Below are 12,417 nucleotides of genomic sequence, written 5' to 3'. Positions count from 1 at the left end.
GTCCATCTTGCCGAACCGCACCCACCCCTGCGAGCCGACTCGGGTCAGCGCGGAGGCATCCGGATGGCGCCGTCGACGCGGATCGTCTCGCCGTTCATGTACGAGTTCGTCACGCACTCCAGGACCATGCTGGCCAGCTCGTCGGGCTGCCCGAGACGCTTCGGGAAGTTGACCGACTCACCCAGCTTGGCCTTGAACTGCTCGGCGGCCTCGCCCTCGCCGTAGATGGGCGTGTCGATGAGGCCGGGGGCGACCGTGTTGACCCGCACGCCGACGGCGGCGAGGTCGCGGGCGACGGGAAGCGTCATGCCCACGACGCCACCCTTCGACGAGGAGTACGCGGCCTGGCCGATCTGGCCGTCGAACGCGGCCACGGAGGCGAGGTTGCAGATCGCTCCGCGCTCGCCGGACTCCAGCGGCTCGGTGCGGCTCATCGCCGTGGCGGCCAGCCGGATCGCGTCGAAGGTGCCGATGAGGTTGATCGCGATGACCTTCTTGTACGCGTCGAGGTCGTGCGCCGACTCGAAGCTGCCGTCGCGGCCGACCGTGCGCTGTGCCCAGCCGATGCCGGCCGAGTTCACCAGCACGCGCAGCGGGGCGAGCTCCTCGGCGGCGCCGACCGCGGTGGCGATCTGCTCGGTGTCGGTGACGTCGACGTGGATGAAGACGCCGCCCACCTCGGCGGCGAGGGCCTGTCCGGCGTCGTCGTTGAGGTCGGCGACGACGACGCGGGCGCCGGCGGCGGCGAGGCGGCGGACGACTGCGGCGCCGATGCCCGAGGCGCCGCCGGTGACGATGGCTGATGCTCCACTGATGTCCATGCCCCGATCCAACCATCCGATCGGTGGTCCATGCTGGTGGGGCCGACACACCCCAGGAGGACAGCCGTGGCCGTGGATCGCCTGATGCCCAGCGACGAGGCGAGCGACCTGATCGCCCTCACCCGCCAGATCGTCGACGACCAGCTGCGTCCGCGCGTCGACCAGGCCGAGCGCACGGCGACGTTCCCCCGCGACGTCTTCAGGACCCTCGGCCGGGCGGGCCTGCTCGGTCTGCCGTACGCCGAGGAGCTCGGGGGTGGCGGGCAGCCGTACGAGGTCTACCTGCAGGTCGTCGAGGAGATCGCGATGGCATGGGCCGCCGTCGGCGTCGGGACCAGCGTGCACGCGCTGAGCTGCTTCGGCCTGGACCACGCCGGGACGCCCGAGCAGAAGCAGCGGTGGCTGCCCGACATGCTCGGCGGCGAGCTGCTCGGCGCCTACTGCCTGTCGGAGGCGCACGCCGGCTCCGATCCCGGTGCGATGCGGACGACGGCCCGCCGTGACGGCGACGAGTACGTCATCCGCGGCGCGAAGGCCTGGACCACCCACGGCGGTCAGGCCGACTACTACAAGGTCATGGCGCGCGCCGAGGCCGGCATCACGTGCTTCCTCGTGCCCGCCGACGCCGAGGGCCTCAGTGCCGACGTGCCCGAGGACAAGATGGGCCTGATGAGCTCGACCACGGCGACGATGCTGTTCGACGACGTGCGGGTCCCGGTGGAGCGCCGTCTGGGCGAGGAGGGCCAAGGGCTCGCGATCGCGCTGGCGGGGCTCGACTCCGGTCGGCTCGGCATCGCCGCCGTGGCGACGGGTGTCGCCCAGGGGGCGCTCGACACGGCCGTCCGGTACGCCAAGGAGCGCGAGGCGTTCGGCGTGCCGATCATCGACCACCAGGGCCTCACCTTCGTGCTGGCCGACATGGCCGCGGCGGTCGAGAGCGCCCGGGCCACCTACCTGGCTGCCGCCCGGCTGCGCGACCTGGGCCGCCCGTTCTCGCGGCAGGCCTCGATCGCCAAGCTGGTCGCCACCGACAACGCCATGAAGGTCACCACCGACGCCGTCCAGGTGCTCGGCGGCGCCGGGTACACCAAGGACTTCCCCGTCGAGCGGTACATGCGCGAGACGAAGGTGATGCAGATCTTCGAGGGCACCAACCAGATCCAGCGCCTGGTCATCGGGCGCGACCTGAAGAAGCGCGGCTGACCACCCTCAGGCGGCCGGCTCCTCGGGCTCGGTCGTCGGGCTCAGCCCGTCCCGGCACAGCTCGAGGACGGACTCGGTGGTCACCGAGCGCAGCCGGGCACCGCAGGCGATGTAGACCTCGGCCATGCGGGCGGTGTACCAGTCGATGAAGGTGCCGCTGAGCGCGTGGGCCGCGGCCGGGCCCCACCGGCTCGGTCCCAGATCGGCCAGGCGGGTCAACGCGGTCACGACGCCTTCCGGGTCGGCCGGCGCGAGCCGGAAGACCCAGCGCGGCACCGACACCGGCACCGCGGCGGCGGTGTGAGCCGAGGCGTGGACCAGGGTCGTGCCGAGACCGGCCACGGCCAGGGTCGCCGCCGTGACGTGGATCGTGCCCAGCACCCGCGAGCGCACGATGGACTCGGTGCAGGAGCGTCGGGCCGTCGCCGAGGGCGCGTGCACGACCGAGGCGATGGGCCCGGCCTCGCGGGCGGCGCGCATGAGCGTCTCGACGCTGCGCCGGTCCGTGACGTCCGCGACGATCGACTCGGCCGAGACGCCTGCCGAGTCCAGCTCGTCCAGGGCACGGTGCAGCCGCTCGCCGCTGCAGTCGCTGAGGACGACGTGGTGGTCGCGGGCGAGGAGCTTGGCCATGGCCAGTCCCACGCCGCCGGAGCCGCCGGTCACGACCGCCACCGTGTTCGTCACGTGGACCACTCCCGTCGCGGACGGACCGCCCGTCCAGAGGTCCATCCTGCGCGCAGTCGGCCGAGATGACGAGACTTTCGGCGACATTCCGCAGGTATCTGAAATGCCCGGAATCCGAGGCTGTTTCCCCGCTCGAACTGTCACTGACGGTTACACACGGGGTGACAGCCCGTGGCTAATGTGGTGTGCGCCACACCGCATGTTGGACCGTGGACTCCCGCGGGCAAGTGACCCGCTGGTAACCTACGTCACACTACTCGTGGGACACACAGGATCTGGAGAGATGATGGGCGACCTCGGATACAAGTTGAAGGTGCTGCGGAGGATCGGGCTGCTGAAGGCCCAGAACCCCGTACGGCTGGTGAAGGCCGGACGCAAGCTCGCATCGTGGGGTCCGGGATTCCCGTCCGCCGTCGCCGCCGCGGCCGCGCGCCGTCCCGACCAGCTCGCGATCATCGACGACAAGGGTCAGCTGACGTGGCGCCAGACCAGCAACGCGATCAACCGCGTGACGCAGGCGCTCAAGGACAAGGGCTTCGTGCCCGGTGACCCCATCGCGGTCCTGTGCCGCAACCATCGCCACATGGTCATCGCCATGGTCGCGATCAGCCAGATGGGCGGCCGCATGCTGCTGCTCAACACGATGGCCAGCGGCGGTCAGCTCACCGAGCTGGTCAAGCGCGAGAACGCCAAGATGGTCATCCTCGACCAGGAGTTCCTGGCGGTCGCCTCCGACCTCGACCGCGACCTGCTCGTCGTGGCCTGGGAGGACGACGACACGCACGGCCTGCCGACCCTCACCGGCCTCGCCGCCGGCAAGTCCGCCGCCGACCACGACAAGCCCGAGAAGCCCGGCGGCATCGTCATCTTCACCTCCGGCACCACCGGCCTGCCCAAGGGCGCCAAGCGCAAGGAGCCCGAGAACCTCGAGCCGCTGCTCACGTTCTTCGGCTCCATCCCCTACGAGGGCAACTCCACCGTCGTCGTGGCGGCGCCGCTGTTCCACTCCTGGGGTCTGCTGAACTTCGGCTTCGGACTCTCCACGGTGCCGACCTACGTCCTGCGCCGGCGCTTCGTGCCCGAGCAGGTCATCCGCGACGTCGCCGAGTACAAGGCCAAGGTCCTCGTCGTGGTGCCGCTGATGATGCAGCGCCTGGTCGACGCCGACCCCGAGGTCATCAAGAACAACGACGTCTCCAGCCTGAAGATCACGGCGTCCAGCGGCTCGGCCCTGGCCGGCGAGCTGGCCACGCACTTCATGGACACGTTCACCGACTCGGTCTACAACTTCTACGGCGCGACCGAGACCGGCTGGGTCACGATCGCCACGCCGGCCGACCTGCGGGCCGCGCCCGGCACGGCCGGGACGGTGCCGTGGCACACGGTCGTCAAGGTCCTCGACGAGAACGGCCACGAGCTGCCCCCGGGCGAGACCGGCGTGATCTACGTGGGCAACTCCATGATGTTCGCCGGCTACACCGACGGCCGGACCAAGGACTTCCGCGACGGCCTCATGCACTCGGGCGACCTGGGCTACTTCGACGAGAACGGCCGCCTGTTCGTGGCCGGCCGTGACGACGACATGGTCATCTCCGGTGGCGAGAACGTCTTCCCGCGCGAGCTGGAGGACGCCCTCATCGAGCACCCGAAGGTCCAGGACGTCGTCGTGACCGGCATCGCCGACCCGCAGTGGGGCCAGAGCCTCGCCGCGTACGTCGTCCCGCGTGAGGGCGAGACCCTGACCAAGGACGAGGTCGTCGAGTACGCCAAGGCGCACGTCGCCCGGTTCGCCGTGCCGCGTGCGGTCATGTTCCTCGACGAGTTGCCCCGCAACCCCACGGGCAAGGTCATGAAGCGCAACCTGCCGGCGTTCGAGACGCTGTCCTGACTGCGATTCCCGCCGTATCGCCCGACGACGCCCGGTCCCCGCGAGGGGGCCGGGCGTCGTCGTGTCACGGGTGCGCCGGGACCAAGGGCCCGGCCAACTGGGTCCCTTCGCCTCATCCGGTGCCGCAGCGCGATCACTAAGTTCAGTGATGACGACGCAACGCCGCGAAGTCATCGCTCAGGAGGAAGAATCATGCGCCGCTCGGCATTCGACAAGCTCATCTCGTGGACCGGACTGGCCTTGGCCGCACTGCTGGTCGTCGCCGGTGGATTGGCCACGTGGGCCAGCTCCTTCATCGGAGACCAGGTCGAGTCGCAGCTGGTCTCGCAGAAGATCGTGATGCCCGAGGGTGAGGCGCTCAAGAGCCTGTCCGACAAGGACCGCGAGGCCCTCGAGCCCTTCGCCGGCAGCAAGCTGGACAGTGGTGACGAGGCCAGGGCCTTCGCCGACAACTACATCCTCGCCCACATGAACGCCTCCAGCGGCAACCGCACCTACGAAGAGGTCAGCGGCGAGTTCATGGCCCTCAGTGACGAGGAGAAGGCCTCCGAGGCCGGCCAGCAGGTCGCCGCGCTGCGCCAGTCGCTCTTCATGGGCAACACCCTGCGCGGCATGCTGCTGAACGCCTACGCCTTCGGCACCATGGGCACCATCGCCGGCCTGGCCGCGATCGCCTCCTTCGTCGGAGCCGCCCTCCTGGCCGTGCTCGCCCTGCTGGGCCTGCGCCACGCCAGCACCAAGGAAGCCGAGCTGGCCACCATCTGAACCAGCTCCACACCGAACGGCCGCCCGGGCTCCCCGGGCGGCCGTCGCCGTGTCCGGCCTCCGTCTCAGAACGGTGGCCAGGGCACGGCAGGCATGTCCCCGAACGGAGCCGGGAAGGCGGCCTCGGCGGTGAGCCGGTCGCACCGCTGGACCAGCGCGTCGAGCTCGGGCTCACCCAGCAGCTTCGTCAGGGACTGACCGAGCGACCCGTCGAGCGCGGCCCGGACCCGCTGCACGCCGGCTGCCTCCTCCTCGGTCAGCTCCTGGCCGATCCACCCCCACAGGACGGTGCGCAGCTTGGGCTCGACGTGGAACGTCAGCCCGTGGTCGACGCCGAAGCGGTGGCCGTCGGGCATCGCCAGGACGTGACCGCCCTTGCGGTCGGCGTTGTTGGTGAGCACGTCGAACACGGCCATCTGGCGCAGCCCGGGGGAGTCCTCGTGCACGAGCGAGACCACGCGGTCCTCGGCGTCCAGCCCGTCGAGCACGTGGCACCAGCCCGCGGGCCGCTCCTGCGCGGGCACGAGCGTCACGGCCTCGGTCTCGGGGTCGGACTCCTGCCACACCTGCAGCATCCCCGGCCCGTGCGGTCCCTCGCCCCACCACGTCGGCGGGACGACGTCCCATCCCGTCGCCTCCGACACGAGGTGCGCGGCGATCTCGCGGTGGGCCAGGACGACACCGGGGAAGTCCCAGAGTGGTCGCTCGCCCGCGACCGGCTTGTAGACGACGCGGACGCCGTCGATCCGGCCGACGAAGGTGGCATTGGACGCGGGGAGGACCCGGCCCTCGAGCTCGAGGTCGCCCTCGAGCGTCACGACAGGCCGTCGGGCAGGTCGCAGACGTGACCCTCCGGATCCATCGGACCGAAGCACAGCGGACAGGTCGGGCGACCGGCGTCGACGACCTCCCGGGTGCGCTTGCAGAACGAGCGCGCGGCACCGACGGGGATCCGGACGTGCAAGACCTCGGCGGGCTCGTCGGACTCCGGCTCCAGCAGGGACTCCGGGGAGTCCTCGACCAGCGGGAAGGCCTCGATCACCACCTGGGCGGTCGACGGGTCGAAGCCCAGCGAGAGGATGCCCACCCGGAACTGCTCGACGACCGGCTGGTCCAGCGGAGCCCGGTCGTCGAGTGCCGGCGGAGCCTCGGCCGGCACGCTGAAGGGGTTGCCGTCCTGGACCATCAACTCGTCCAGGACCTCGTCGAGCTTCTCCGCGAGCGCAGCCGACTGCTCCTTCTCCATGAGGGCGCTGACGAGCTGCTCGCCGGTCCGCGCCTGCAGGTAGAAGGACCGTTCGCCAGGGCGGCCCACCGTGCCGATCACGAGCCGGTCGGGCCAGTCGAATTCATGAACCCGTTGCGCCATGGGTCCATGCTAGGAGCGGATCCGCAACGCTGCAGACCACGCCCGGCGCGATCGGGGTGGACGGTCCGCGTGTGAGGAAGGATCGGCTCAGGCCGGTCCTGCGCCGCCGCCCACCGCGGCGTCGGCGGCGGGAGCCGGACCCTGCAGCCAGGCCAGGTCGCCGGCCGCGGTGTTGACCGCCACGACGTCCGGCCGGCGGGTGCCGTACCGCACGATCGAGACCGAGGCGGGGTCCACGTGCAGACGCTGGAACAGATCCAGGTGCATCCCCAGCGCGTCCGCCAGCACGGCCTTGATGACGTCGCCGTGCGACACCGCCACCCACACCGCCTGGGGACCGTGGGCCGCCTCGATGCGCGCGTCGTGACCGCGGATCGCCGCGACGCCGCGCGCCTGCATCGCCGCCAGGCCCTCGCCCCCGGGGAAGACGGCCGCCGAGGGGTGCTGCTGGACGGTCTTCCACAGCTCCTCGTCCGCGAGCTCCTTGAGGGCGCGACCCTGCCACTGGCCGTAGCCGCACTCGGTCAGTGCCTCGTCGACCACGGGCTCGAGGTCGTGGTGGGCGGTGATCGCGGCCGCCGTCTCACGGCAGCGCTCGAGGGGACTGGTGACGACCTCGACGACGGGCGCATCGGCCAGCCGCAGGCCCGTGCGGGCGACCTGCTCGCGGCCCGTGTCGTCGAGGTGGACGCCCGGCAGCCGGCCGGCCAGCGTGCCCGAGGTGTTCGCGGTGGACCGACCGTGTCGGACGAGCAGGACGATAGCCATGACACGACCCTAGCCAGCCGCGGTGTGACGTATTCCGCACCGCGCTGCGGGCCGGTCGCGACCCGCGCGGCCACGTTGCGCCGAATTGTCGGCGTGGCTGATTACCGTCGAAACGTGAAGATCCTCCACACGTCCGACTGGCACATCGGTCGCACGTTCCACCAGCACTCGACCGCCGAGGCCCTCGCCTCGGTGCTCGACGCGCTCGTCGGCCTCGTCCGCGAGCACGCGGTCGACGTCGTCGTGGTGGCCGGTGACGTCTTCGACTCCTCGACTCCGTCGGCGGCCGCGGTCGAGGAGCTCGACCGGATCCTGCTGGCACTGCAGCGCACCGGCGCGCGGGTGATCGTCACCAGCGGCAACCACGACTCGCCCGCCCGGCTGGGCGCCAAGGCCGCGTTCGCCCGCGAGGCCGGGATCCACGTCATCACCTCGCCCGAGGAGCACGCCACGCCCGTCACGATCCACGACGAGCACGGCCCCGTGCACTTCTACGGCATCGCGTACCTCGAGCCGGCGCTCATCCGGCACCGGTGGCCCGACCAGCAGCTCCGCCACCAGAAGGACGCCGTCGGGTTCGCACTGGACAACATCCGCGCCGACCTGGCGGCCCGCGGCGGCCGTTCGGTCGTGCTGGCGCACACGTTCGTGTCCGGCGCCGACGGCGACTCCTGCGAGTCCGAGCGGGGCATCACCACCGGTGGCGTGGATCGCGTCCCGGTTCCCGTGTTCGACGGCGTCACCTACGCGGCCCTCGGTCACATCCACGGCCGCAGCACCCTGGCGCCGCACGTGCGCTACAGCGGCGCGCCCCTGCACCTGTCGTTCTCCGAGCAGGACAAGCCGCGTGGCGCCTGGCTCGTGACGCTCGACGCCGAGGGTCTCGGCGCGGTGGACTGGCTCGACCTGCCCGTCCCGCGGCGGCTGGTCACCCTCACCGGCACGCTGGACGAGCTGCTCGCCGATCCCGCTCTCGAGGTCCATGCCGAGCACTGGGTCCGCGCGATCCTCACCGATGTGTCGCGTCCCGACGATCCGATGCGCCGGCTGCAGCGTCGCTTCCCGCACTGTGCCGTCCTGGACTTCCGGCCCAGCCGGGTCGACGACGCGCAGGCCCCGACCGATCCCGAGCGGCTGGGCTCGCTCACCGACCAGCAGGTCATGGCCGAGTTCCTGGCGTTCGCCCGCAACGGCGAGGGACCCGACGAGGCCGAGGCGCGGCTGCTCGACGAGTTGGTCGGACAGCTTGCCGGGCGGGAGGTGTCGCGATGAGGATCCACCAGGTGTCGATGACGGGCTTCGGTCCGTTCCGCCAGACCCAGACGGTCGATCTCGACCGGTTCGCCGACCACGGCATCTTCCTGATCACCGGCCGCACCGGTGCCGGCAAGTCCAGCATCCTGGACGCGATCGTCTACGCCCTGTACGACGCCGCACCGCGCTATGCCACCGCCGGCGGGAAGCAGGTGCGCAGCACCCACTGCGCCCCCGACGAGCCCAGCCGGGTCGAGCTCGTGTTCAGCGCCGGCGACCAGACCTACCGGATCATCCGCACGCCCGAGTACCTGCGGCCCAAGGCGCGCGGCACCGGCTTCACGACCGAGAAGGCCACGGCCGAGCTGGCACGTCGTGAGGGCGACCAGTGGGTCGGCATCGCGTCCCAGCTGCGCACCGTGGGCGAGGAGCTGCACCACATCGTGCCGCTCAGCTGCGATCAGTTCCTGCAGGTCGTCCTGTTGGCGCAGGGCCAGTTCCAGCGGTTCCTGGTCGCCTCCAGCGACGAGCGCCAGCAGTTGTTGCGGACCCTCTTCCGCAGCGATCGGTTCCGTGACTACGACACGCACCTGCAGCAGCGCGCCGGTGCCTTGCGCCAGCAGCTGTCGCTGGTCGAGTCGGGGATCGCGGCCACGGTCGCGGCGCTGGCCGAGCATGCCGGGCGCGAGGTGCCGCAGGAGCCGGACGAGGACTGGCTCGGCGAGGTCCTCGACGCCCACGACGCCGACCTCGAGATCGCTCGCGCCGACCTGAAGCAGGCCGACAAGGAGGTGCAGGCCGCTCACGAGCTCCTGCACGAGGCGACCGGCCTCGCCGACAAGCAGCGGCGCCGGGCCGAGGCCGATCAGCAGCTCGCCCGGTTGATGGCCGAGCGCCCGGTGATCGAGGCGGACCGGCGCCGACGCGACCTCGCCCTGGCTGCCCAGTCCGTCGACCTCGTGCACGCCGGCGTGCTCTCCTCGACCCAGCGGGCCGATGCGGCCGCGGTCGCGCTCGACCAGGCGGCGGCCCGCTTCGCCGAGGCGGTGCCCGGTCCGGTGCCGGCCGATCTGGTCACCCACCGTGACGAGGCGACGTCGCAGCTCGCGGTCCTGCGCGACCGATTGGCCGACGAGCAGGAGCTCGAGCGCCTGCGTGACGAGGCCGAGACGCTCGGGCACCAGCTCGAGGTCGTTGCCCGTCGCGCCGACGAGCTGGCCGAGGAGGCTCTCGCGCACGACGCGGTCCTGACCGCACCGGTCGAGATCACGGTCGACCAGGCCCAGAGCGTGCTCGACCGGCTCCTGGAGGAGCTCGACCTGGCCGCCCAGCGCGACCGGACCCGTGCGGCTCTCGCCGAGGCCGAGGTCGAGCAGTTGCGTCGGGGCCGGGCCCGCACCGCCGCGTCCACCGATCTCGACCGGCTCCGCGAGCGCCGGCTGGCCGAGTACGCCGGGACGTTGGCGGCCGAGCTCGTCGACGGCCAGGCCTGTGCCGTGTGCGGCTCGGCCGACCACCCAGAGCCGGCCCGGGCTCCGGGCGAGCCGGTCACCGAGGCGATGCTCGAGAGCGCCCAAGAGGTGCTGGACGAGGCGGAACGCCGGGCCCGGGAGGCCGCCGAACGGGTCGTGGCACTGCGCACCACCCTCGAGGGTTGGGCGCAGGTCCGCGGGGCCGACGAGCTGACGGTGCTCGTCACCGACGCTCGTGCGACGGTGTCCGAGGTGGAGCGGGCCGAGCAGGAGCGCGAGGCGTCGCGCACCGCCAGGCAGCGCATCGACACCGAGATCACGACGCTCGGCGTGCGCCGCGCCAAGCTCGAGCAGCGTTCCGAGCACGTGGGACAGCGGATCGACCGGCTCGCCAGCCGGGTCGAGGAGGCCCGCGCCGACGCCGGGTCGGTCGTCGAGCGGATCGCCGTGCTGACCCGTCACGTCGAGGCCGCGACCGCGCTCATCGACGCGCGCGCCGCCGACGCCGCCGCCCGCCAGCGGCTCGCCGAGTGCCGCGAGGCCTTCGAGAGCTCGCTGCGGCACCACGAGTTCGACGACGCACCGTCCTTCCTGGCGGCACGGACCGACGAGCGCACGATCACCGAGCTCACCCGGCGGATCCAGGCCCACGACCGCGCGCTGGCCGGGGCCGAGGAGACGCTCGCGGCCCCCGAACTGCAGGACCTGCCCGCGGAGCCCGTCGACGTCGACGGTCCCCGGGCGGCCCATGCCGAGGCCAAGGCGGCCTGCGAGGCGGCCTCCAAGCGCTGCGGCGCGGCCGAGAGCTGCGCCAGGACGTCGCACGACCTGGCCGCGGCGATCCGCGGTGCCTGGGGTCGGAACGCTCAGGCACGCGCCGACTTCCAGGTCGTCGACCGCTTGGCCCGATCGCTGCACGGCGAGTCACCGAACACACGCCGGATGCGGCTCGAGAGCTACGTCCTGGGCGTCGAGCTGGAACAGATCGTGGCCGCGGCCAACGTCCGCCTCCACGCCATGTCGTCGGGTCGTTACGCCCTCGAGCGCAGCGACGCGATCGCCACGCGGGGGTCGAACGGCGGCCTCGAGGTGCGCGTCCGCGACCAGTACACCAGCGTCTCCCGCACGCCCGAGTCCCTCTCCGGCGGCGAGAAGTTCCTCGCGTCCCTGGCGTTGGCGCTGGGCCTGGCCGAGGTCGTGACGAACCGAGCCGGGGGCATCACCCTCGACACGCTGTTCATCGACGAGGGGTTCGGCTCCCTGGACGCCGAGACCCTGGACGTGGCGATGGAGACCCTCGACTCCTTGCGCCAGAACGGCCGGACGATCGGTCTGATCAGCCACGTCGAGACGATGAAGGAACGCATCCCCGCCCAGCTGGCGGTCGAGAAGACGGCGCAGGGCTGTAGCCGCGTCCGGGTGCGGGCCTGATCGTGGCCGGCTCCGAACGGGGGGACGCGCCGTCGCGTGACGACGGCCTGCTGAGCCTGCTGCCCGAGCGGATGGCGCTCCCGCGCGGGAGATCGGCGCTGCCGAAGTCGGTGGTCGAGGAGTCGCGCCGCGGGCGGATCATGCAGGCCACTCTCGACGAGGTGGCCGATTGCGGTTACGCCGGTACGACCGTCGCCCGGATCACCCGCCGCGCCCACGTCTCCCGCACCTCCTTCTACGAGACGTTCACGGACAAGGAGGACGCGTTCGCCGCGGCCCACTGGAACGCCACCGACCTGTCGCTGACCCGGATCTGGAAGCCGACCCTGCGCCTGCGCGACCTGCACTTCCACGACCGGATCCGTCGACTCGTGCGCGGCTACGTCGAGGTCCTCGAGGCCGAGCCGACCTTCGCCATCTGCTTCTTCGTCGAGATCAAGACCGCGGGCGAGCGGCTGGCCACCCAGCGCGAGCAGATGCTCGACCGGCACGTCGAGATCATGCACGAGCTGGCGAAGGTCTCGGCGCGCGACGGCTCGCTGCGCGTGCCGTCGCGTGACGTCCTGCGCGGTCTGGTCGGAGCGTTCGACGAGCTCGTGTCGCGAGCGGTCCGCCGCCAGCGCGGGCGCGAGGAGGGCCTCGATCTGTCCAGCGCCGTCGAGCCGTTCACCGAACTGCTCCTGGGCGTCGTCCGCGCCGATTGATCCCGGCCTGCGCGCTTGCTCGCGCCTCACGCGGCCCATGTGTACCGACGGTGTA

The 12,417-nt window shown here is 71.7% G+C and carries 11 protein-coding genes; 6 read left to right on the top strand and 5 right to left on the bottom strand.

Annotated features, from left to right (window positions below; all coding sequences use genetic code 11):
* Window positions 1–44 precede the first annotated feature (44 nt).
* Window positions 45–821, bottom strand: coding sequence for an SDR family NAD(P)-dependent oxidoreductase (locus tag H9L21_RS10945; RefSeq protein WP_154596867.1), 777 nt, complete (start codon window positions 819–821; stop codon window positions 45–47).
* A gap of 66 nt (window positions 822–887) precedes the next feature.
* Between H9L21_RS10945 and H9L21_RS10940 the strand changes: the two genes are divergently transcribed.
* Window positions 888–2,024 (top strand): acyl-CoA dehydrogenase family protein, encoded by a 1,137-nt coding sequence (locus tag H9L21_RS10940; RefSeq protein ID WP_187411462.1) that lies wholly within the window; start codon window positions 888–890, stop codon window positions 2,022–2,024.
* A gap of 6 nt (window positions 2,025–2,030) precedes the next feature.
* Here H9L21_RS10940 and H9L21_RS10935 read toward each other — a convergent pair whose 3' ends face one another.
* Complete coding sequence (locus H9L21_RS10935) at window positions 2,031–2,711, bottom strand: SDR family NAD(P)-dependent oxidoreductase (protein WP_187411461.1); 681 nt, start codon at window positions 2,709–2,711, stop codon at window positions 2,031–2,033.
* Between the two features lie 283 nt (window positions 2,712–2,994).
* Between H9L21_RS10935 and H9L21_RS10930 the strand changes: the two genes are divergently transcribed.
* Window positions 2,995–4,599, top strand: coding sequence for an AMP-binding protein (locus tag H9L21_RS10930; RefSeq protein ID WP_187411460.1), 1,605 nt, complete (start codon window positions 2,995–2,997; stop codon window positions 4,597–4,599).
* Window positions 4,600–4,791: 192 nt separating this feature from the next.
* Window positions 4,792–5,364, top strand: a complete 573-nt coding sequence (locus H9L21_RS10925; RefSeq protein ID WP_154596873.1) for a hypothetical protein — start codon at window positions 4,792–4,794, stop codon at window positions 5,362–5,364.
* A 65-nt stretch (window positions 5,365–5,429) separates the two neighbouring features.
* Here H9L21_RS10925 and H9L21_RS10920 read toward each other — a convergent pair whose 3' ends face one another.
* The 3 genes from H9L21_RS10920 to H9L21_RS10910 all read right to left on the bottom strand — a co-directional run bounded on the left by H9L21_RS10920 (window position 5,430) and on the right by H9L21_RS10910 (window position 7,501).
* The gene (locus tag H9L21_RS10920) at window positions 5,430–6,182 is read right to left on the bottom strand and encodes an SCO1664 family protein (protein ID WP_187411459.1); all 753 of its coding nucleotides are present in this window, start codon (window positions 6,180–6,182) and stop codon (window positions 5,430–5,432) included.
* Complete coding sequence (locus H9L21_RS10915; RefSeq protein WP_154596874.1) at window positions 6,179–6,733, bottom strand: DUF3090 domain-containing protein; 555 nt, start codon at window positions 6,731–6,733, stop codon at window positions 6,179–6,181. The genes H9L21_RS10920 and H9L21_RS10915 overlap by 4 nt, the downstream gene beginning before the upstream one ends.
* Before the next feature lie 87 nt (window positions 6,734–6,820).
* On the bottom strand, window positions 6,821–7,501 hold the full coding sequence (locus tag H9L21_RS10910) for a histidine phosphatase family protein (RefSeq protein ID WP_154596875.1): 681 nt from the start codon (window positions 7,499–7,501) through the stop codon (window positions 6,821–6,823).
* A 114-nt stretch (window positions 7,502–7,615) separates the two neighbouring features.
* Between H9L21_RS10910 and H9L21_RS10905 the strand changes: the two genes are divergently transcribed.
* Genes H9L21_RS10905 through H9L21_RS10895 form a run of 3 tightly spaced genes read left to right on the top strand, consistent with a single transcriptional unit; the run spans window position 7,616 to window position 12,362 of the window.
* The gene (locus tag H9L21_RS10905) at window positions 7,616–8,773 is read left to right on the top strand and encodes an exonuclease SbcCD subunit D (RefSeq protein ID WP_187411458.1); all 1,158 of its coding nucleotides are present in this window, start codon (window positions 7,616–7,618) and stop codon (window positions 8,771–8,773) included.
* Window positions 8,770–11,658, top strand: coding sequence for an AAA family ATPase (locus H9L21_RS10900; RefSeq protein ID WP_154596876.1), 2,889 nt, complete (start codon window positions 8,770–8,772; stop codon window positions 11,656–11,658). The genes H9L21_RS10905 and H9L21_RS10900 overlap by 4 nt, the downstream gene beginning before the upstream one ends.
* Window positions 11,659–11,660: 2 nt before the next feature.
* Window positions 11,661–12,362, top strand: coding sequence for a TetR/AcrR family transcriptional regulator (locus H9L21_RS10895; RefSeq protein WP_154596877.1), 702 nt, complete (start codon window positions 11,661–11,663; stop codon window positions 12,360–12,362).
* Window positions 12,363–12,417 lie beyond the last annotated feature (55 nt).

The organism is Aeromicrobium senzhongii (genome assembly GCF_014334735.1).
Classification (GTDB): Bacteria; Actinomycetota; Actinomycetes; order Propionibacteriales; family Nocardioidaceae; genus Aeromicrobium; species Aeromicrobium senzhongii.
This window is presented reverse-complemented; position numbering and strand designations above follow the sequence as displayed.